This window comes from Bacillus sp. VA15, from assembly GCF_055721145.1.
Genome location: NZ_JBVQPQ010000001.1, coordinates 1 through 21,182, shown reverse-complemented (window position 1 = coordinate 21,182; position 21,182 = coordinate 1). Strand labels below are relative to the sequence as shown.

Here is a 21,182-nt window from a genome sequence, read left to right as displayed (position 1 = left end):
TACGCTATAGAGAAAGCCGGCTGTCTCAGCCGGCTCGTACGCATTATAATTCTCTTCTCAACGCAGTCAGCACGTTGGTTTTAGTCGCTTTTCTTGCCGGGTTCATACCGGAAATCACCGCAACCCCTCCGCAAATCACAACGGCAATGATCACAAGGCTGCCCGGGATATACGAGAATGTGTAATTCAAATCGCCCGCTTCGCCTCCGCTTGTCGCCGCGAGAATCATTGGAACGGCCAGGTTGACAAGGTAGCTCACGCCGTAAGAAATGATAATCCCAATCACACAGCCTAAAATCCCGATATACGCGCTTTCCATCAAGAACATTCGGCGAATAATAGACGGACTCGCTCCAATCGCTTTCATAATGCCAATCTCCTGCGTTCTTTCTGTAACTGCCATCGTCATCGTGTTAAAAATGCCGATTGCTGAGATGATAACAGCAATACATCCGACAAAGATCAGGCCGATTTTGAAGACCATGAAGAAGGTGTTGACTCCTTCAAGCTCGGTCGTAACTGATGTGACATAGTATCCATCATCCGTCAGATCATTTGTCAGCTGTTCCACGTTCTCAAATTTATCAGCAAAAACGCTAATGTTATTTTCAACATTTCCGCCTTTAAAATCTAAGAATTCCGAAAAATCCTTCTTGAATTGATCACTGATGAAAATGTTTGAGTCCTCCATCCAATCTTGAGATGGCTTTTTTGCAATACCGACAATTTTAAAGTCATATGTTTTTGTTTTTTCAACATCCCCTGTTTTAGGATCTGTTTTTGATACACTTAATTCAATCGTTTTGTTCAGAATATCTTTCGTATAGCCTTCTGGTTCTTTTATATCTTCCGGGTTTCCTTTTGCTTCCTCGATTTTTTTGTTATACTCTTCCGATTCTTTTTTCGTCAATAATCTCTTTGCAAAGTCGTATCCTACTACGATTTCATTTTCCGACTTTGCGACTCTTCCTTTTTCCAACTCCATATTGGCCTTTAGTTCATCATTCATATTGGTAAAGATTAAATTAGAGCTTTCATTTGTACGATTGCCTAAAGTTGCTTTGTTTGGTTCATACACTTGCGTTCTTTCTACAACTGACCTTACATGATCGTACTTCTCTAAATCAGCTTTTTTAATGGACTTATCGCCTTCCTTGCCCATTACACTGACTTTAGTCACAACCTGCTGGCTCATTGTGATATCCGTAATCGTCTTTTGAATGCCGAATCCAACCGATGACAGCACCACTAAAAACGCACACGCCATTGTTGTCGCAAGAATTGTCATAAAGACACGCAGCCTGTTTTTCTTCATATTTCTTCTGATAAAATGAACCTGATCCTTAAACCTCAACGGTAATTCCCCCTTTTAACACACCGTCATGAAGCTGAAATTTTGAATGTCCGATGGAAGCCACTTCATCATCGTGAGTAATAATCACAAATGTAATGCCCCGCTCACGGTTTAGCTGTTGAATCAAATTCAGCACTTCCTGTTCCGTTTCTGAATCAAGGCTTCCCGTCGGCTCATCCGCTAAAATAATGGATGGGTTTAAAATCAAAGCTCGCGCAATACTGACACGCTGCTGCTGGCCGCCCGACAGTTCATTCGGATAATGAGCGGCGTGGTTTTCAAGACCGACGCGTTTCAGCATGTCCTGCACCTTTTGCTTGCGCTCAGATGGTTTAATCCCTTTTAACGCCAGCGGCATTTCAACATTTTCATACGTCGTTAACCCCGGGATAAGCTGAAAGCTTTGAAAAATAAACCCGAAATGGTCAAGCCGAAATTGCGCCCATTCCTTTTCATTAAAGGCCGTAACATCAGTGCCATTAATGACAATCCGCCCTTTTGACGGCGATATGTAGCCGGAAATTAAATTCAAAAGCGTGGATTTTCCTGAGCCGCTTCGCCCGACAATACAGGCGATTTCACCTTTCGCCACGCTTAAGGAAACACCCTTCAATACTGGAACTTCATTCTCACGGCCCTTTTTTCCGATCGTGAAAGAATGGTCGATATGCTGAACATCAATCATATATTCTCTCTCCCTTACAACTGTTTTGTTTTTTTATAAATCGCAAAATAACTGATGAAGAAACCAATCACAGCGCCTGCAGCCATGCCGACGACATAACCGGCAAAGCTCTCGCTTGCAGCGTATCCAAAGTAGCCGAAGCCCAAAATGCCAATAATAATGACGATCACTTGCACCGGGCGATCCAATGCTTTCCACAAAAAGAAATATCCATTTCGTTCATTAGACAGTTTGACGAAACTGATGTAGCCGATGATGTAGTACATGATGCTCATCACAGCTGGAATCACTAAATAATGCGGTGAATCCTCAACCCAGTTTGGAACAACATATGTGATCGGAAATATATACTGCATCCATTCAGGTATAGGGTAATCTAAAAATCCCGCTCTCCCGCCAAAAAGGATATCCATATTAATCGCAGGAAGGGTAATCACTAAAAAAGGCAAGATGGTGACAGTAAATGAGACCAGCAGCTGTGCAAAAATATGGCCTGTCAAAGCTCCTCCAGCCATAACCAAAGAATAAGCCAGCATGCTGATGATGATCATTCCAAGGCTGTAGTGATGAAAATTAGCAACCTGATCAGGCTTCAAAAGCATAACCAGCAAAACAGCTAATCCATACCCCGTGATTTGTGAAACCACAATCACCATTCCGCCCATCATAAACTTTGCGTTAAATATCTGCCCACGTGTATAAGGAAGGCTTAATGTAAAATCAAACAAGCCCTTGCTTCGTTCAATCCCAAGCTGGCTGACCGCCAAAACGACACCCCAAATCCAAAACAGTGAGATAAATGTGCCGTTTAAATAGTTAATCGTAAATACGCAGGTTCCGACCCACTCATTCTGATTAGCCACGCAGCCTTGATATGAGATGTACGTATTTAAAACGGTAAAAGGATTGCTAAGCATAAATACCAAAAAAATCATGATGAGCAGAGCTTTATTTTGCTTCCACTCTTTATAAAACAGCCCGGAATCCGGCACATCACTTCCCTCCAAACCGAAAGCATGATCTTAATTTTTCGTTTTCTTATAAATGGAGAAGTAGCTCACAAAGAATCCAACCACCGCTCCAATGACCATTCCAAAAATATAACCAATAATGGACTGTCCGGCAGAGTATCCAAATAAACCAAAACCAAGAATACCGAAAGCCATAACCAGAATTTGTACAGGACGATCTAATCTGTTCCAAAGGAAAAAGTGTCCGTTTCGCTCACTTGGATGCTTTTTGAAGCTTATATAGCCAATCAAGTAAAACAGAATGCTCATAGCAGCTGGAATCATTAGAATATATTTACTATCGATAAGCCAGTCACTTGCAACATAACCAATGGGCACAAGATATAATAAATTGCTTGCCAGAGAGAAATAAGCTTCAGCAGAAGGGAACATTTCCCATATACTAACACCAAAAATAATTTCAAAGTTTCCTACCGGCAAAGCAACAATTAAATACGGTAATACCGCTGCAGCAAATGCCGTTAATAACTGGGCAAAAACATTCCCCGTTAATGCACCGGCGGCCATCAACAAACAATAAGCCATAAAACTAATCACGATTACTCCAACACTGCTGTGCTCAAAAAAGTAGACGTGTTCAGGGTTATAGACAAGAATCAGCAGCCATGCGAGTAGAAAGCCAATCAATTGCGACAGCACAATCACAATACCGCCTAACCAAAATTTCGTCTGAAAAATCTGGCTTCTGTTATAAGGGAGGCTTAATATAAAATCCATCGTGCCTTTCGAACGTTCCATTCCCAGGAAGCAAACCGCCAAAATGACACCCGGCACCCAGTTGATATCTATCAGATTGCTCCTATGATAATTTACAATAAAATCACAATATTGCGGGTCTTGATGAGCCAGACACCCTTGATAAGACAAATACGTATTAACGATAGAAAGCGGATTTGCCAGCACTAAAAACACAATACTTAACAAAATCAACACTTGATTCTGCTTCCACTCTCGATAGAGGAGACCTCGGTCTACCATCTCCGCTTCCCTCCAAACTTCGCAATGAATACTTCTTCCAAGTTGACAGGAAGCTCATTCCACACTTTTGGCTTCAGTTCTCTCAAAAAGCTCTTGTTCTCCTCATCGCTTTTCGGGATCAGCACCGTGTAAAACACACCGGCCTGATCGAGCATCGGAATGTTTTTCTCTCTGATGGCCAAATTGACATCTGTATCAAACGCCATTTGAATTTTAATGTATTCTTCTTTTAATTCATCAAGATCCATGACATTTGTCAGTCTGTTATCTTCGAGAAAACCAATTCGGTTGCACATCCGCTCTATGTCCTCAAGCCGGTGAGAGGTAATCAGAATGCTCGTATCACGCTCAGCCACTTCATCGACCATCAGCTGCAGCACATCATGTCTTGTCACCGCGTCTATTCCATCCGTCGGCTCATCAAGGAGAATCAGCGCCGGTCTCGCCGCAAACGACAGAACGAGCGACAGCTGTTTTTTCAAACCTGTCGACAGCTCGCGGTATTTTTTCGTTTCTGGAATTTCATATCTGTTCATCAGCTCATTCGCGTACGTCACATCAAATTTCGGATAAATTCTTCTTAGGATATCGACTAGCTGCTTGTATGTATACTTGTCGTAAAAAGGATTTTGAACAGGCATGTAGATGATATTCTGTTTGACCTTCGGATGCTTTTTGATTTCTACGCCATCAAACAAAATCGTCCCGCTGTCGGCGAAAATGATTTGCTGGATTAAGCGAAGCATTGTCGTTTTGCCTGACCCATTGCGGCCGAGCAGCCCGAAGATTTCTCCTTTTTCAATTGTTAATGAAACATCTTTTAATACTTGATTGCCGTCAATCGTTTTTGACAGCTGCCGTAGTTCAATCATTTTCTACGCCTCCCTTCACATCAGCGCTGATTTCCTTTATCCATTCTTGCAGTTTCTCCAGCTCAACCCCTGCATAGTGTGCATCGATGATGAGCTGTTTGAGTTGCTCTTTAATCATCGTCATCTTCCCTTCAACCAGTGTCGTTTTTGCATTCTCCGATATATAGGTCCCTCTGCCCCGAAGCGTTTCAATAATCCCCTCTCGCTCAAGCTCTTTATACGCTTTGCTGACAGTGTTCGGATTCGCAATAATGATCGTCGCCAATTCTCTGACAGAAGGAAGCTTATCACCAGGCTTCATGATCCCTTTCAAACAAAGCTCTTTCATCTGCTGAATAATTTGTTCGTAAATGGGTGTTGAGCTTCTTGGATCGATTTGAATCATTTACTTCCCTACTTTCTATACGATCTGAACCTTTATAAATAAAACTGATCAATTATACTTTTTTGCCATTCAAAACCGATCATCACAAGAACAAGAAAAAAAGAACAAGCGATCACAGATGCAGCGATCAGCATCGGCAAGTTACGTTTGCTTCGTTTTTTATGTTTCATAACTGCCTCCCTTTAATTTCAATATATAAATGACTTTTCATCAGTGTCTATAGTGTATTACTTCAATTAGTACACTTAATACAATAAATACTTTGATCCACAAAGTCAATCCCTTTTTACAAAAAAACGGACCCTTATCAAAAGGGTCCGTTTCTTACACATCAAGAGGGTGCTGCAGGATCATATTATTTTGCAAAGCTTGAAGCTGAAGTCTCATTCTGTACAGCTGTTCTCTCTGCTGATCATTTGACGACAGCCACAGCTTATTTAAGGCATTTACCGCATTTTCAAGCTGCATTTGTGCATCACTGTATTCTTGGTCATTATAATGCTCTTGTTTAGAAGCGATTGTCAGCTGTTCTTCAGCATAATCATATGCCTGCATACATTGCTGGAGATGTTCATCTACTGATTGTCTTGTTGCCACAGTAACCCCTCCTCTTGGTAATGGAAATAATCCATCATTCATATTGTAGCCCCATCTCACTTCGTTCAATAAAGTAATTTATGGTCGATATTCATTTGTTCTCTTGTGAAATGCGTGCTACAATTTTAGGATGCAATCGTACGCAAGGAGGCACATGAATTGTGATGCAGAACAATCCTTTTCCTTATTCAAATACGGAAAAACGCTATCATACATTGAATTATCATCTCAGAGAACATTTCGGCCATAAGGTGTTTAAAGTGGCGCTTGACGGCGGCTTTGACTGCCCGAACCGGGACGGCACCGTTGCCCACGGCGGCTGTACTTTTTGCAGCGCAGCAGGTTCCGGCGATTTTGCTGGGAACCGGGCCGATGATTTAATTACGCAATTCCATGACATCAAAAACCGTATGCACGAAAAATGGAAGGACGGCAAATACATCGCTTATTTTCAGGCTTTCACCAACACGCACGCGCCGGTTGAGGTGCTTCGTGAGAAGTTTGAATCTGTCCTCGCGCTTGATGATGTGGTCGGCATTTCGATCGCCACACGTCCGGATTGTCTGCCCGATGATGTCGTTGACTATTTGGCAGAGCTGAATGAACGCACGTATTTGTGGGTGGAGCTTGGGCTTCAAACGGTTCATGAACGGACTGCTCTTCTGATCAACCGCGCACATGATTTTAACTGCTATGTGGAAGGCGTCAATAAATTAAGAAAACACGGCATACGTGTCTGCTCGCACATTATCAACGGATTGCCTTTGGAAGACCGGGACATGATGATGGAAACTGCTAAGGCCGTCGCAGATTTGGACGTCCAAGGCATTAAAATTCATCTGCTGCACCTATTGAAAGGCACGCCGATGGTCAAGCAATATGAAAAGGGAAAGCTGGAATTTCTTTCTCAAGATGATTATGTTCAGCTCGTCTGCGATCAGCTTGAAATCATTCCGCCTGAAATGATTGTCCACCGCATTACAGGTGACGGACCGATAGAATTGATGATCGGGCCGATGTGGAGCGTCAACAAATGGGAAGTGCTTGGCGCCATTAATAAAGAGCTTGAAAATCGCGGCAGCTATCAGGGGAAGTTCTTCCAGCATCTTGAGGAGGAATCAGCCCTATGATTTTGAAAAAAATTCTTCCTTACAGCAAAGAACTGCTGAAAATGGCCGCGGGAGAAGGAGATATCGCCGTAGATGCAACGATGGGCAACGGGCATGATACGCAGTTTTTAGCGGATCTTGTCGGTGAAAACGGCCATGTGTACGCATTCGACATCCAAGAATCAGCCGTGGCCAATACGAAGGAACGGCTCGGTGAGACATATCAAGCGCGAACAACGTTATTTCACAAAAGCCATGACAAAATTGCTGAATCCCTTCCGCCGGAAACACATGGCAAAGTGGCGGCCGCTGTATTTAACCTCGGCTATTTGCCGGGCGGGGACAAATCGATTACAACGAACGGCAATTCAACAATCAAAGCAATTGAACAGCTTCTCAGCATCATGAAAGATGAAGGCCTGATTGTTTTGGTCGTCTATCATGGTCACCCGGAAGGCAAAGCTGAAAAAAACGACGTGCTTGACTTTTGCCGGAACTTGGATCAGCAAGCCGCCCGTGTTTTAACATACGGATTTATCAATCAACAAAATGACCCGCCATTTATTGTCGCCATCGAAAAAAAAGCTCAAATCAGCAAATGATTTGAGCTTTTTTCTTTGAGTTTTTCATCCAGCCCATTTTTTGAAATTTCCGGTAGGCTCTGCCGTTTATATAAAAGAAAAAGGAGGTTTTTCCGCTTGCTTTGATCAGCTTCTTCGCGAGCCGGCCTATTTCCTTTTGGCCAGCCACTTTATCATCTGACAAATAAACGCCCAGCAAGCCGCGATTGATTAAACGATGGAAGTTTTCATGCGGAATGCCTTGTAAATGTTCGTCGGCTTTTTGGATAAAGTGTTCAAGCCGCTTCATCATTTCTTCATGCGACTCGTAATACGAGCAGAAATTTAAGTCCCCTTCCAGCAAGTCCTCCTCTTGATCAATCAAATAATCAAGCAGAATGTGAAGACCTTGTATGTAAGGAAAATAACTATTGCGGATTTTTTTAGCGGTGTTTTCTGTGAAATCAGGCTGGAACGAATACGCAACAAGACAGAATATGCCTAACGTAGAGCCTGCACAGGCTGAAAATTCATACCATTCCATCTTCTCAGGCAGCTCAGATTCATATTGAGTAAACCACTTCTCAAGTCGCGGAACACGCTCATGCTCAATGACGTGCTTATGCACCTGCAAATCGCAATAATAGCCGCACAGTTCAAGCAGATAAGGTTTAATCATGTCGTAGTGCTCAATTGAACCAAGAACACGCTGGCACGTTTTGACCAGCTCATGCAAATATCCGCTGTCATCCTGTTCTTCTCTGAATTGATAATAATTTTGCGGTTCCGCTCCCACTGTCAGTGCGTCCTGCATTGAGGTGTGGAGCATCCGAAAATCCTGCGGGTCAAGTGAGGTGCTGCGGTCGCACAGATTGTCCAGATAATCACTGATCGTTTGATACGCGATGATAAACTCGACGCATTTCTGCTTTTGATTGCCTGACAATAAGGCCAGTATGCCGCCGCCCTCACAGTGGAACGTTTTGTCTCGAATACTTGCGGTTGCCTGTGCTTTTAATTCACTGTTATAAATTGATTCTGATTTTTGCTTCCAAATGTCCAGCTCTTGATGAACGAGCGGAAATATATCTCGATATACTTTTGCCATCAGTCCAAAAGGATGTTCTGGTACTGTCAACACATGCACCCCCAACTAGTTCAAATATATTGATCAGTAAACGCTCTTGCTGCTTTAAAGACATCTTCTCTTTCGGGTTCATTAAATATTTCATGATAAAGCCCTTCCCACTCTCTGTACGCTTTATTATGGGAAGCTACACCTGAAAACCACTTAATGACCATCGTTTTGTCAACAAGCTTATCGTCACCGGCCTGCATCACAAGAAGCGGCACTCGTAAAAACGCATCTGTCGGCACCATCGCTGACTCAATAGTTTTTAAAAGCTCTCTGTACCATCTGACAGAAACTTTCCTGACGTATAACGAGTCATTTTGGTCGGCCTCGATGACGTCCTCATTACGCGTCGCCATATCAATTGATAATCCCGAATCAACTTTAAGCGACGGAGCGATGACATTCAGGCCTCTGGATGCAAGGTCAAGCGCTTTATTGACTTTAATTTGCAGTCCGAGACACGGTGATGATAAAATAATTCCCGTAATACGGGGATTTCTTTGCTGTTTAAACCATTCAATCGCGACCAGGCCGCCCATGCTGTGACCGAGAAGAAAAACCGGCAGCTCAAAGGTTCGTGCTTTATCTATCCAAGTATCTACTTCATCAATGTATTCTTGAAATGAGCGAATATGACCTCTGGCCCTTGTGGTTGTCCCTTGACCCGGCAAGTCGCCCATGACAACGTGATAACCCGAAGATCTCCACATTTCAATCAGCCATTTATATCGTCCGTGATATTCACTTGCCCCGTGAATCATCACAATCACGGCGACAGGTCTGTCTGCTTTCCAGGTCCACATGCTCTTCACCTCATACGAAATTTAAATAGAGAAAGAAGGATGAATACTATGATCTACCCTTATAAGGAACACATGCCAGATATCCACCCAACAGCCTTTGTAGCTGATAATGCAACCATTACCGGTGATGTCGTTATCGGAGAACAGTCCAGCATTTGGTTTTCTGTTGTCATAAGGGGAGATGTCGCGCCGACTAGAATCGGAAACAGAGTCAATATCCAAGATTTAAGCTGCCTCCATCAAAGCCCGAACCGGACGCTTCTCATTGAAGATGACGCCACGATAGGCCATCAGGTTACACTTCATAGCGCTGTTATCCGCAAGAACGCCTTAATTGGTATGGGCTCAATCATCTTAGACGGAGCCGAAATTGGCGAAGGCGCCTTTATTGGTGCCGGCAGTCTTGTCCCGCCGGGAAAGATCATTCCGCCTGGCCATCTCGCTTTTGGCCGTCCTGCAAAAGTCATCCGCCCTTTGACCGAAGAAGACCGACAAGATATGCAAAGAATACGGTCGGAATATGTAGCAAAGGGCCAATACTATAAATCACTTCAACAAACATAAGACCTGCTTCGTCTTACTTTACCATTTTTCAAATTATGTTTGAAAGCAATAACCATTGTTTACCCGGACGTCATGACAGTTCGGGTTTTGATTTCTCCATAGAACGTTCACATACGGCATCAAACGTATGACTTTTATCTTATCATAAAACTTGTTCCGCAACTGTAAGCTACTTCTGCAAAAAAACATATTCCTATTCTTTCCTATTCTCTATTTTCTATGACCACACACAAAAAGAGCCCGCTGGGAGCTCTTTTGGTCAGCTGATATTTCGTTCGTTGGCAGCAGCCGCATTTTTCTTATGAAAACCTTTTCCATAATACACGGCAAGTAAGATAAGAAACCAAATCGGCCCGACAATCACGGCTACCCTTGTATCGGGACTGTAAGCCATAAGAATAACGACAAATGCTAAAAATGCCAAAGATACATAAGACGTAAACGGAAAGAAAGGCATTTTGTATTTTAAGTGTTTCTTTTCTTCCGGCCGCAAGCTTTTCCGGTATCTAATTTGAGAAAGCAAAATAATCGCCCACGTCCAAATCGCTCCGAATGTTGCAATGCTTGTGACCCAAGTAAACACCTTTGCAGGTACAACATAGTTTAACAACACTCCGACTAATAAAGCGCCCGCTGAAGCCAGAACAGCTTTACCCGGGATGCCTCCTTTCGTCAGCTGCCCGTATGCTTGTGGTGCCTCACCCTGCTCCGCTAAGTTAAACAGCATCCGCCCTGTGCTGAAAATGCCGCTGTTGCATGAAGACAGCGCAGCCGTCAAGACGACAAAGTTAATGATGCCTGCTGCCGATGGAATGCCCACTTTTTCAAATGTGAGGACAAACGGGCTTCCTTGTGAGCCAATTTCCTGCCATGGGTAAATAGACATAATGACAAATAAAGCGCCTACATAAAAAATCAAAATACGCCAAAATACCGTATCAATTGCTTTGGCCAACGATTTTTGCGGGTTTTTCACTTCACCAGCCGTCACCCCGATCATTTCAATCCCTAAATAGGCGAACATCACCATTTGAAGTGACAATAAAACCCCTTTTATTCCATGTGGGAAAAATCCTCCGTTGTTCCACAAGTTGCTGATTCCGGTTGCAATGCCTCCATTGCCGACCCCTGCGATGATCATCAATAAACCGACAGCAATCATTGATAAGATTGCAACAATTTTAATCAAAGCGAACCAAAATTCCAGCTCTCCGTAAGCTTTGACAGCCAAAAAATTAACACCCGTCATAATGACCAGCGCCGATAATGCCCAAATCCAGTTTGGCACGTCCGGAAACCAGTACCCCATATAAATCCCGACAGCAGTGATTTCAGCCATACAGGTGACAACCCATAAAAACCAGTAGTTCCACCCTGTTAAATAACCTGCAAGCGGTCCCAAATAATCACGGGCATAGCGACTGAAGGAGCCAGCGACCGGTTTTTGAATGGCCATTTCTCCAAGCGCTCTCATAATAAAAAACATGACCAGGCCGCTTATGGCATACGCTCCCAAAATACCCGGCCCTGCTAATTGAATAGCTGATGCGGAGCCGAGGAACAATCCCACTCCTATAGCAGCCCCTAAAGACATTAAAGAAATATGCCTTTCTTCGAGTCCGCGGTGCAGCTCTTGTTTTTGTTTTTGCATGCTTTCTTCTCCCCTAGAAAAAAATATCAATAAATTATTTTTCTGAATTTTTCGTGTGGATTGGGTAAATCAATGATGATGGAGAAATAAAAGGATAATAACAAGGCTTTCGACGAATCGAAAGCCTTGTTGTCTGTTACACAAAGATGACTTCTTTAGGCTGATGGCTCAGCTCTTCAGGCATATACCGTTTTTCGATATTGATGCTGTGCCAGATCATAAAGATCAGTACAGTCCATATTTTACGGCTGTTATCAGCCTTGTCCGCACAATGGTCTTCAAGAAGCTGAAGAACATAATCCTTGTGGATATAAGCATCCGTTTGGCTTTCCTGAATCATGTTCCGCACCCATTCGTTCATTTCGTTTTTCAGCCAATGACGGATCGGTACAGGGAAACCAAGCTTTTTGCGGTTTAATACGTGCTCAGGCACAATTCCTTCAGCGGCTTTGCGAAGAAGATACTTCGTCGTGCCGTTCTTCGTTTTCAGCTCATCAGGAATTTTTGAAGCGACGTCAAATACGACTTTATCCAAGAACGGCACACGCAGTTCCAAAGAATTCGCCATCGTCATTTTATCCGCTTTTAACAAAATATCGCCGCGCATCCAAGTATGGATATCGACATACTGCATTTTGTTGATATCGCTGTATGAGCTGCTTTCTGTAAAGTAAGTTTTTGTCACATCACGATATGAAAGATTCGGATTATAATGCTTCAGCAGCTGTTTTTTAACAGATTCCTCGAAAATTTTCGCGTTACCGATATAACGATCCTGAAGCGGAGTACAACCGCGCTCAAGCAGGCTCTTTCCTCTCATACCTTCAGGCATAACAGCCGCAACGTGCAGAAGCATCTTTTTCAGGCCTGACGGAATGCGTTCAAACGGTTTAAGCGAAAGCGGCTCACGGTAAATGTTATATCCGCCGAAGAGCTCATCCGCACCTTCACCTGATAAAGCAACCGTTACATGTTTTTTCGCTTCTTTTGCAACAAAGTACAACGGAATCGCTGCAGGATCAGCAAGCGGATCATCAAAATGCCATACGATCTTCGGAAGCTCGTTCATGTATTCCTCAGGCGAAATGACTTTACTGATATTTTCAATGCCAAGTGCCGCTGCAGTTTCTTTCGCTACATCGACTTCACTAAAGCCCTGCTGTTCAAATCCGACAGAGAATGTTTTTAAGCTTGGATGAAATTCCTTCGCAACGGATACAATAAAGGAAGAATCAATTCCGCCAGACAGGAATGAACCGACAGGAACGTCACTTCTCATATGAACGTTTACAGAGTCATAGATCGCGTCTCTGACTTCTTTCACAAGCTTGTCTTCTTCAGTCTGAACTGGCTTAAAGTTCGCTTTGAAATACGTTTTGAATGTGATATCGCCGTCCGGGCGGATTGTGAACTGTGAACCCGGCTCTACTTTTTTCACATTGGCATCAAGCGTGTTTGGTTCAGGAACGAATTGGAAAGACATGTACTGCTGCAATGCCTCTTTATCTATTTCAATATCATTCTGAGCAACCATTAAACTTTTTCTCTCTGAGGCAAAATAAACCTGATCATTGATCGTTGTGTAGTACAACGGTTTAATGCCGAATGGATCTCTTGCTCCATAAAGCACATGATCGTTTTTATTCCAAATCAGAAAGGCAAACATACCGCGGAGTTTGGACGCCGCTTCTTCTTTGTAGTGACGGTAAGTCGCAAGAAGAACCTCTGTGTCCGAATCCGTGTTGAATGTATACCCCTTTGCTTCAAGTTCTTCTCTCAGTTCAATATAGTTATAGATTTCTCCGTTAAAAATAATCCAATATGTTTCATCTTCATATGATAAAGGCTGTCCGCCATTTTCTACATCAATAATGCTGAGCCGTCTGAATCCGAATCCAACGTGCTCATCATGGAAATATCCATCACTGTCAGGACCGCGGTGAACGATCATTTGGTTCATTTGTTTGATTAGTTCTTCTTGATCAGCGGTTTGAGCTAACGGATGCTTGTTAAAAACCCCGACAAATCCACACATAGTATTGCCTCCATAATTAAAATTGTCATCATTGAACCCCTATTTATAGACGCTGTGAATAGTATTTGGTTTCACGGTTATGTAAAAAAATAAACATGAATACAACGTGAAAAAGGGAAAGCCGCTTAACCAGTAAGCGGCTATAAAGTTATTCTCCTAACGCTTCTTTACGCAGCTGCTCAGCTTTGTCTGTACGTTCCCACGGAAGATCAACATCGTGGCGTCCAAAGTGGCCGTACGCAGCAGTTTGTTTGTAGATCGGACGGCGTAAATCAAGCATTTTGATAATGCCGGCAGGTCGTAAATCAAAGTTATTGCGAACAACTTCAATCAGTTTTTCCTCAGAAGCTTTACCGGAACCGAATGTGTTGATTGAGATTGATACAGGCTGTGCAACACCAATCGCGTAAGCAAGCTGTACTTCGCAAGAATCAGCAAGCTCAGCCGCAACGATGTTTTTCGCAACGTATCTTGCTGCATAAGCCGCAGAACGGTCTACCTTCGTTGCATCCTTACCTGAGAACGCTCCTCCGCCGTGGCGTGCATAGCCGCCGTAAGTATCAACGATGATTTTGCGTCCTGTAAGTCCCGCATCCCCTTGAGGGCCTCCGATAACGAAACGTCCTGTAGGGTTGATGAAATATTTTGTTTCTTCATCAATCAGCTCTTCAGGAACAACCGGATTGATAACATGTTCTTTAATGTTGCGCTGGATTTGCTCAAGCGTAATTTCAGGGTGGTGCTGAGTTGAAATAACAATCGCGTCAATGCGGACAGGTTTGTTATTTTCATCGTACTCAACCGTTACCTGTGTTTTGCCGTCAGGGCGAAGGTATGGAAGAATATCTTCTTTACGGACTTCACTCAGGCGGCGGGCTAATTTATGAGCAAGTGAAATTGGAAGAGGCATAAGCTCTTTCGTTTCGTTGCACGCGTAACCGAACATTAAACCTTGGTCACCCGCACCGATCGCTTCAATTTCTTCGTCGCTCATTGTGCCTTCACGGGCTTCAAGCGCTTGGTCTACACCCATTGCAATATCAGCAGACTGCTCGTCAATTGATGTTAAAACCGCACAAGTTTCCGCATCAAATCCGTATTTCGCACGTGTGTATCCGATTTCTTTAATGGTTTGGCGAACCGTTTTCGGAATGTCAACATACGTAGATGTTGTGATCTCTCCGCTGACAAGCACCAAACCAGTTGTCACAGACGTCTCACAAGCAACACGCGCGTTAGGGTCTTTCTTTAAAATTTCATCTAAAATGCTGTCAGAAATCTGGTCACAGATTTTATCCGGATGCCCCTCCGTAACAGATTCTGATGTAAATAAACGACGATTTTTACTCATGATTTGCTTCCTCCTGCACAAGGCCTCCCGAAAGACCTTGTATATATGATACGGAACTCGCTCCCTCTTATACAATGTAACGTTATATTAGAGAATGTTAATTGGCATATTTATGAAATAAAAAAACCTTTTCCATCGAGGAAAGGGTTTGGTCTTTGTGCCTTTCACTCTTATCGCTCAAGGAATCATACAACCTTGCAACAGGTTAGCACCTTGGTTGTCTCACACAGTTGAACATAATAAATAACAGAGAAACCGGTTGCTGGGCTTCATAGGGCCTGTCCCTCCGCCAGCTCGGGATAAGAGTATCCGCTCAATGAAATATCTTATCGTAAAAGGGTTTGCAATGTCAATATGATTCAGAAGAAATAGGCACCTATATCGAGGGAAAACATTGGAAAACGCACACACAAAAAACAATAAATAGTATAGACTATTTGAAAATATATGTTATACTAATTCACAATTAGCAAAACACAAAAAACGATAAAGGAAGGTTTCATATGAACTCAGTTGATTTAACCGCTGATTTACAAGCCTTATTAACAAGCCCAAATGTGCGTCATAATTTATCAGCAGCACAGCTTACAGAAAAAGTACTCTCCCGGAACGAAGGCATTTTAACTTCCACGGGTGCTGTTCGGGCGACAACAGGCGCTTATACAGGACGCTCACCTAAAGACAAATTTATCGTGGAGGAAGAAAGCACGAAAAATAAGATCGATTGGGGGACGGTGAATCAGCCGATTTCAGAAGAAGCGTTTGAGCGGCTGTACACGAAGGTTGTCAGCTATCTGAAACAGCGAGATGAGCTGTTTGTTTTCGAAGGATTTGCCGGCGCAGATGAAAAATACAGACTGCCGATCACCGTCGTAAATGAGTTCGCATGGCACAATTTATTCGCAAGACAGCTGTTTATCCGCCCGGAAGGCAATGATAAGAAAACAGTTGAACAGCCGTTTACCATTCTTTCTGCTCCGCATTTCAAAGCGGATCCAAAAACAGACGGCACACATTCCGAAACCTTTATTATTGTCTCTTTCGAAAAGCGGACGATTTTAATCGGCGGAACAGAGTATGCCGGAGAAATGAAGAAGTCCATCTTCTCCATTATGAATTTCCTGCTCCCTGAAAGAGATATTTTATCCATGCATTGCTCTGCCAATGTCGGTGAAAAAGGCGACGTTGCCCTTTTCTTCGGGCTGTCTGGAACAGGCAAGACCACCCTTTCAGCAGATGCTGACCGCAAACTGATCGGCGATGATGAACACGGCTGGTCTGACACAGGCGTCTTTAATATTGAAGGCGGATGCTACGCCAAGTGTATTCATTTAAGCGAAGAAAAGGAGCCTCAGATCTTTAACGCGATCCGCTTCGGGTCTGTTCTCGAAAATGTTGTTGTGGATGAAGATACACGTGAAGCCAATTATGATGATTCATTCTATACCGAAAACACGCGTGCGGCTTACCCAATTCATATGATTGACAACATCGTGACACCAAGCATGGCAGGCCACCCTTCAGCAATTGTATTTTTGACGGCTGATGCATTCGGAGTCCTTCCTCCGATCAGCAAACTGACGAAGGAGCAGGCGATGTATCATTTCTTGAGCGGTTATACGAGCAAGCTTGCCGGAACCGAACGCGGTGTGACATCTCCTGAGACGACGTTTTCCACATGCTTCGGCTCACCGTTCCTGCCGCTTCCTGCTCACGTCTATGCTGAAATGCTCGGCAAAAAGATCGATGAACACGGCGCAGACGTTTTCTTGGTCAATACCGGCTGGACCGGCGGCGGCTACGGTACAGGCGAGCGCATGAAGCTTTCTTACACGAGAGCGATGGTCAAAGCAGCGATTGAAGGCAAATTAGAGGATGCAGAAATGATGACTGACGATATTTTCGGCCTGCATATTCCGGTCCATGTTCCTGGCGTTCCAGATCATATTCTTCAGCCTGAAAACACGTGGAGCAACAAGGAAGAATACAGAGATAAGGCTGTCTACCTCGCAAATGAATTCAAAGAGAATTTTAAAAAGTTCGCACATACAGATGCCATTGCACAGGCAGGCGGCCCTCTCGTTTAAAAAGCAAAAGCCAAGAGCAATTACGCTCTTGGCTTGTTTTAATTGACAGAATGCAAAGAAGTCAGCTTGTACGTAATGATGGTCCGGCCGTCTTCCCATTGAAGTTTCTGCACTTCAGCTGTGCCTGACTTTTCGCCGAACTTTGTTTTGCGCACATCCATCGGAATCTCCATCGGATACACACGGTATCCGTCTTTCTCTAATGTGAATATATTTTCATCTATTCGAACTTCTTGTCCTTTTGTCACAATCAGTGTATTAAATTCAACAGGCATTCCCAAAGTGAAATCCCCTTTCGTTCTCTTTTTTCTTTATCATAACATATTTCACCGTCAGCGGTTTTTCATCCATTGCGTGAGCTGCCGCACGATACGCCGGTTTTCTTTTGGCGGGAAATAATGTGTGAATGTACTGTAATACCATGTCTCCACCGGCTTATGCAGCTGTTTTAGCTTCTCTTCAAATAAATAGGAATGCTGAATCGAAACATTTCGGTCTTTTTCTCCATGGATTAATAGCACGGGTGCCTGAATTTTGTTTACTTGGTCAAACGGTGTTCTCCATTTGTATTCCTCAGGCACCTTTTTCGGTGTTCCGCCGATGACTCTTTTCATCATTCGCCGCAAATCCTGCCGCTCCTCATATGTAAGGATCATATCACTGACGCCTCCCCAGGAAACGAATGAAGCTGCATGCCGGCCCATTTCAATCGCAGTGAGCATTCCCATAATTCCGCCGCGGGAAAAACCGAAGATATGAATTCTGTCCTTCTTAACATTTGGATGCTGCTGAAGCAGGCGAAAAGCGGAAAAAGCATCCTCTCTGTCTTCTCCGGCAAAATCCTCGTTGCCCTCTCCTCCTTGATTCCCTCTGTAAAAAGGAGCAAACACAACAAACCCTTGGGATGCAAACTGGATAATCCGGCCAGGCCGAACCATGCCCACGCTTTTAATCCCGCCGCGCAAATATAAAAATCCGTCATATTGTCCCGGTGCCGCCGGCTCAGCCAAAAGCCCCTTTACCCGTAAGCCATTTGAAAGATAGCAGATCGTATACAGACGCACCTGCTGGCTTGGCGACGGAAATCTTCTTTTCTCAACAATCAAAGCAGCCGCCTCCTTTTTCTATATGCTTTCCTTACTCCAAAATTACATCCTGAGAACCTGACTAGGCATTCACACATTTTTATACCCATCATACGATATGTAAAGCAAAAAAGGATATTAACTTGATGCTAAATAAGGAGGTTGTCTATGTGAACAAATGGTTAAGGCTGGGCTGCGCCTGTGTCGGCAGTATATTTCTGATGATCGCCCTAGCGGCTTGCAAGCAGGAAGAAACGCTCACCAAAGTCAAAGTAGCTGAAGTGACCCATTCGATTTTTTACGCGCCTTTATATGTTGCTGAGTCTAAAGGATTTTTCAAGGAAGAAGGGCTTGATGTCGATGTAAATACGACCTGGGGCGGCGACAAAACGATGACATCGCTTCTTTCAAACGGCTCAGACATCGCACTTGTCGGGTCAGAAACATCTATTTATGTCGAAGCGCAAGGAGCTAAAGACCCTGTCATTAATTTCGCCCAGCTGACTCAGACAGACGGAACGTTTCTTGTCGCGAGAGAAGATGTTAAACAGTTCGACTGGGATCAGCTGAAAGGAAAAACGTTTCTCGGCCAAAGAAAAGGCGGCATGCCGCAAATGGTCGGTGAGTATGTGCTGAACAACCATAAGATTGACCCGCATAAGGATATTGACCTTATCCAGAACATAGACTTTGCCAATATCGCCAATGCATTTGCTTCTGGAACCGGCGAGTATGTGCAGCTCTTTGAACCGCAAGCTTCTCTCTTTGAGAAAAAAGGCATCGGCCATATCGTGGCTTCGTTCGGAGAAGAATCAGGCCAGGTTCCTTACACGACTTTCATGGCAAAACAAAGCTATCTGAAAAAACATGAAGACACAGCCGTCAAGTTTACAAGAGCTATTTATAAGGCGCAGCAGTGGGTGGAAAATCACTCAGCGAAAGAAATCACAGACGCCATTAAAGATGAATTTGATGATACCGATCCAGAAGTCATCGAAACATCCATTGAACGCTATAAAAAGCAGCATTCGTATTCGCCAGACCCTCTTCTCAACGAAAAAGAATGGGAGCTGCTCCAAACCATTATGGATCAATCGGGAGAACTGCCGAAGCATATTCCATACAATCAGCTTGTAAATAAACAAATTGCCGAAAAAGTCACCTCGGAAAAATAGGAGGCGCCATCTATGTCTTTCTTACATGTCGACCATGTAACCCATACTTATTTTTCTATTAAAGAAAAAACGACGGCCGTACGGGATATTCATTTCGATGCCGAAAAAGGTGATTTCATCTCATTTCTCGGCCCAAGCGGCTGCGGAAAAACAACACTGCTTTCCATTATTGCCGGCCTGATTGAGCCCTCGGAAGGCAGAGTTCTGATTGAAGGCCGTGAGCCGAATCAAAAAGAACATAACATTGGCTACATGCTTCAGCAGGATTACTTATTTCCCTGGAAATCTATCGAGGAAAATGTGCTTCTCGGTTTAAAAATCGCCGACACGTTGACGGAAGAAAGCAAGGCTGCTGCGCTCGGTCTATTGCCGGAGTTCGGCCTGATAGATGTGGAGAAAAAATATCCGAAGGAGCTGTCGGGCGGAATGCGCCAGCGGGCCGCGCTTGCAAGAACTCTTGCGCCAAATCCAAGTCTGCTTTTGCTGGATGAGCCATTTTCCGCGCTTGATTTTCAGACAAAGCTGTCACTGGAAAACCTGGTTTTCCGTACATTAAAGGAGTATCAAAAAACTGCAGTGCTTGTCACACATGATATTGGGGAAGCGATAGCGATGAGCGATACGATCTTTTTATTTTCAAACCAGCCGGGCACCATCCATCAGATTTTTACCATTCCTAAGGAATTGGCCGCGATGATGCCTTTTGACGCCCGCCAGGAGCCATCCTTCCAGACGCTGTTTCAAACGATATGGAAGGAGCTGAATTCTCTTGAGAAACAGCAAAGAAACGATTGATCTGCTTCACGAGCAATATCAATTCAAACAGAAAAAAGAAAAATGGAATGTCCATTCCTTTCAGCTTGCCATATTTATTCTCTTTTTCTCGGGTTGGGAAATCTCCAGCAGGCTCGGCTGGATCGATCCGCTGATCTTCAGCTCTCCGTCAGCTGTTTGGCATTTATTGCTGGAGAAGATCGGTGACGGGTCTTTACTGTCACACATCGGCGTCACTTTATTTGAAACGGTGCTTGGCTTTTTGCTTGGAACGTTTATGGGCACGTGCCTCGCTGCCTTGTTATGGTGGTCCAACCGGCTTGCCAGGATTTTAGATCCGTATCTTGTGATTTTGAATGCAATGCCGAAAGTGGCTCTGGGCCCGATCCTGATTGTCGCGCTCGGTCCCAGTTTTATCAGCATTATTGCGATGGGGGCCATCATCAGCGTTATTATCACAACCATCGTTGTGTACACCGCTTTCCAGGAGGTTGACGAAAACTATATAAAAGTCATGAAAACATTCGGCGCAAAAAAATGGGTCATTTTTAAAGAAGTGATTCTGCCCGCATCCTCCCCCGCTATTATTTCAACACTAAAAGTAAATGTCGGTTTATCATGGGTTGGCGTCATTGTAGGAGAATTCCTTGTTTCTAAGGTCGGATTGGGATATATGATTATTTATGGTTTCCAAGTCTTCAATTTTACACTCGTCTTCTTAAGCCTGCTGATCATCGCCATATTCGCCACTTTGATGTATCAGGGCGTAGAGCTGCTGGAAAAGAAATGGACGAAGGGCAGGACATAAAAAAAACCGGCAAATGGGGACTGACCCCATAAGATGAGACAAATAAAAACACCTTCAAGTTTGAAAACGGATGATTGTTATCCGAAATTAGACTTGGAGGTGTTTTTTCTATGAGGACAAGAGTGAGTTATCCGGTTGAAGTG

22 protein-coding genes and 1 riboswitch are annotated in these 21,182 nt (G+C 43.8%); of the genes, 7 read left to right on the top strand and 15 right to left on the bottom strand.

Translation table 11 applies throughout. The features are described 5' to 3' along the window. Nucleotides 1–43: 43 nt before the first annotated feature. From ytrF to AC0DBE_RS00075, 8 genes are all read right to left on the bottom strand, one after another. Nucleotides 44–1,354 carry an ABC transporter permease YtrF gene (gene ytrF / locus AC0DBE_RS00110; protein WP_472960718.1) on the bottom strand — a complete coding sequence of 437 codons (1,311 nt, stop codon included), beginning with the start codon at nt 1,352–1,354 and terminating at the stop codon, nt 44–46. Then, nucleotides 1,344–2,039, bottom strand: a complete 696-nt coding sequence (gene ytrE / locus AC0DBE_RS00105) for an ABC transporter ATP-binding protein YtrE (protein ID WP_061187199.1) — start codon at nt 2,037–2,039, stop codon at nt 1,344–1,346. Before ytrE ends, ytrF begins: the two co-directional genes overlap by 11 nt. Before the next feature lie 14 nt (nt 2,040–2,053). Continuing rightward, a complete protein-coding gene (locus AC0DBE_RS00100) occupies nt 2,054–3,031 on the bottom strand; it encodes an ABC transporter permease (protein ID WP_472960717.1) in 978 nt (325 codons plus the stop codon). Between the two features lie 30 nt (nt 3,032–3,061). Then, on the bottom strand, nt 3,062–4,048 hold the full coding sequence (ytrC, locus tag AC0DBE_RS00095; protein ID WP_472960716.1) for an ABC transporter permease YtrC: 987 nt from the start codon (nt 4,046–4,048) through the stop codon (nt 3,062–3,064). Further along, the gene (gene ytrB / locus AC0DBE_RS00090; protein WP_014114863.1) at nt 4,042–4,920 is read right to left on the bottom strand and encodes an ABC transporter ATP-binding protein YtrB; all 879 of its coding nucleotides are present in this window, start codon (nt 4,918–4,920) and stop codon (nt 4,042–4,044) included. The genes ytrC and ytrB overlap by 7 nt, the downstream gene beginning before the upstream one ends. After that, a complete protein-coding gene (gene ytrA / locus AC0DBE_RS00085; protein ID WP_003223328.1) occupies nt 4,913–5,305 on the bottom strand; it encodes a GntR family transcriptional regulator YtrA in 393 nt (130 codons plus the stop codon). Before ytrA ends, ytrB begins: the two co-directional genes overlap by 8 nt. Before the next feature lie 32 nt (nt 5,306–5,337). After that, entirely contained in the window at nt 5,338–5,475 is a 138-nt protein-coding gene (locus tag AC0DBE_RS00080; RefSeq protein WP_014114864.1) for a hypothetical protein, read from the bottom strand. A 154-nt stretch (nt 5,476–5,629) separates the two neighbouring features. Continuing rightward, on the bottom strand, nt 5,630–5,902 hold the full coding sequence (locus AC0DBE_RS00075) for a YtzC family protein (RefSeq protein ID WP_072566728.1): 273 nt from the start codon (nt 5,900–5,902) through the stop codon (nt 5,630–5,632). A 161-nt stretch (nt 5,903–6,063) separates the two neighbouring features. Between AC0DBE_RS00075 and mnmL the strand changes: the two genes are divergently transcribed. Both mnmL and mnmM read left to right on the top strand, forming a co-directional pair. Then, nucleotides 6,064–7,032 carry a tRNA modification radical SAM protein MnmL/YtqA gene (gene mnmL / locus AC0DBE_RS00070; RefSeq protein WP_014114865.1) on the top strand — a complete coding sequence of 323 codons (969 nt, stop codon included), beginning with the start codon at nt 6,064–6,066 and terminating at the stop codon, nt 7,030–7,032. After that, complete coding sequence (gene mnmM, locus AC0DBE_RS00065; protein ID WP_472960715.1) at nt 7,029–7,613, top strand: tRNA 5-(aminomethyl)-2-thiouridylate-methyltransferase MnmM; 585 nt, start codon at nt 7,029–7,031, stop codon at nt 7,611–7,613. The genes mnmL and mnmM overlap by 4 nt, the downstream gene beginning before the upstream one ends. Here the strand turns inward: mnmM and tbcS are convergent. Further along, entirely contained in the window at nt 7,603–8,709 is a 1,107-nt protein-coding gene (gene tbcS / locus AC0DBE_RS00060; RefSeq protein ID WP_014114867.1) for a tetraprenyl-beta-curcumene synthase, read from the bottom strand. The two genes, mnmM and tbcS, sit on opposite strands and share 11 nt — an antisense overlap. A gap of 20 nt (nt 8,710–8,729) precedes the next feature. Beyond that, nucleotides 8,730–9,509 carry a phospholipase YtpA gene (gene ytpA / locus AC0DBE_RS00055; protein WP_041521047.1) on the bottom strand — a complete coding sequence of 260 codons (780 nt, stop codon included), beginning with the start codon at nt 9,507–9,509 and terminating at the stop codon, nt 8,730–8,732. Between the two features lie 48 nt (nt 9,510–9,557). On the opposite strand from ytpA, the gene AC0DBE_RS00050 reads away from it, so the two are divergent. Continuing rightward, nucleotides 9,558–10,073 carry a gamma carbonic anhydrase gene (locus AC0DBE_RS00050; RefSeq protein ID WP_041905866.1) on the top strand — a complete coding sequence of 172 codons (516 nt, stop codon included), beginning with the start codon at nt 9,558–9,560 and terminating at the stop codon, nt 10,071–10,073. A 259-nt stretch (nt 10,074–10,332) separates the two neighbouring features. On the opposite strand, the gene alaP is transcribed toward AC0DBE_RS00050, so the two are convergent. The 3 genes from alaP to metK all read right to left on the bottom strand — a co-directional run bounded on the left by alaP (nt 10,333) and on the right by metK (nt 15,110). Further along, the gene (alaP, locus tag AC0DBE_RS00045; protein WP_014114870.1) at nt 10,333–11,724 is read right to left on the bottom strand and encodes an alanine permease AlaP; all 1,392 of its coding nucleotides are present in this window, start codon (nt 11,722–11,724) and stop codon (nt 10,333–10,335) included. 136 nt (nt 11,725–11,860) lie between these two features. Next, the gene (gene asnB / locus AC0DBE_RS00040) at nt 11,861–13,759 is read right to left on the bottom strand and encodes an asparagine synthase (glutamine-hydrolyzing) (RefSeq protein ID WP_014114871.1); all 1,899 of its coding nucleotides are present in this window, start codon (nt 13,757–13,759) and stop codon (nt 11,861–11,863) included. Nucleotides 13,760–13,907: 148 nt separating this feature from the next. Then, the gene (gene metK / locus AC0DBE_RS00035; RefSeq protein ID WP_003229102.1) at nt 13,908–15,110 is read right to left on the bottom strand and encodes a methionine adenosyltransferase; all 1,203 of its coding nucleotides are present in this window, start codon (nt 15,108–15,110) and stop codon (nt 13,908–13,910) included. A gap of 167 nt (nt 15,111–15,277) precedes the next feature. Beyond that, nucleotides 15,278–15,416, bottom strand: a riboswitch (SAM riboswitch). A gap of 197 nt (nt 15,417–15,613) precedes the next feature. Here metK and pckA point away from each other — a divergent pair. Further along, nucleotides 15,614–17,197: a phosphoenolpyruvate carboxykinase (ATP) gene (gene pckA, locus AC0DBE_RS00030; protein WP_079288139.1), complete on the top strand. Its 1,584-nt coding sequence runs from the start codon at nt 15,614–15,616 to the stop codon at nt 17,195–17,197. Between the two features lie 38 nt (nt 17,198–17,235). Here pckA and AC0DBE_RS00025 read toward each other — a convergent pair whose 3' ends face one another. Together AC0DBE_RS00025 and AC0DBE_RS00020 are read right to left on the bottom strand one after the other, a co-directional pair. Next, a complete protein-coding gene (locus tag AC0DBE_RS00025; RefSeq protein ID WP_014114873.1) occupies nt 17,236–17,478 on the bottom strand; it encodes a DUF2584 domain-containing protein in 243 nt (80 codons plus the stop codon). Nucleotides 17,479–17,529: 51 nt separating this feature from the next. Continuing rightward, nucleotides 17,530–18,303: an alpha/beta hydrolase family protein gene (locus AC0DBE_RS00020; RefSeq protein ID WP_087987968.1), complete on the bottom strand. Its 774-nt coding sequence runs from the start codon at nt 18,301–18,303 to the stop codon at nt 17,530–17,532. A gap of 149 nt (nt 18,304–18,452) precedes the next feature. Here AC0DBE_RS00020 and AC0DBE_RS00015 point away from each other — a divergent pair, with 149 nt between their 5' ends. From AC0DBE_RS00015 to AC0DBE_RS00005, 3 genes are read left to right on the top strand one after another with little or no spacing between them, the layout of a single operon-like run. Then, on the top strand, nt 18,453–19,457 hold the full coding sequence (locus AC0DBE_RS00015) for an ABC transporter substrate-binding protein (protein ID WP_014114875.1): 1,005 nt from the start codon (nt 18,453–18,455) through the stop codon (nt 19,455–19,457). A gap of 12 nt (nt 19,458–19,469) precedes the next feature. Continuing rightward, nucleotides 19,470–20,252 (top strand): ABC transporter ATP-binding protein, encoded by a 783-nt coding sequence (locus tag AC0DBE_RS00010; RefSeq protein ID WP_061187205.1) that lies wholly within the window; start codon nt 19,470–19,472, stop codon nt 20,250–20,252. Continuing rightward, nucleotides 20,227–21,039: an ABC transporter permease gene (locus AC0DBE_RS00005; protein ID WP_014114877.1), complete on the top strand. Its 813-nt coding sequence runs from the start codon at nt 20,227–20,229 to the stop codon at nt 21,037–21,039. Before AC0DBE_RS00010 ends, AC0DBE_RS00005 begins: the two co-directional genes overlap by 26 nt. Nucleotides 21,040–21,182 lie beyond the last annotated feature (143 nt).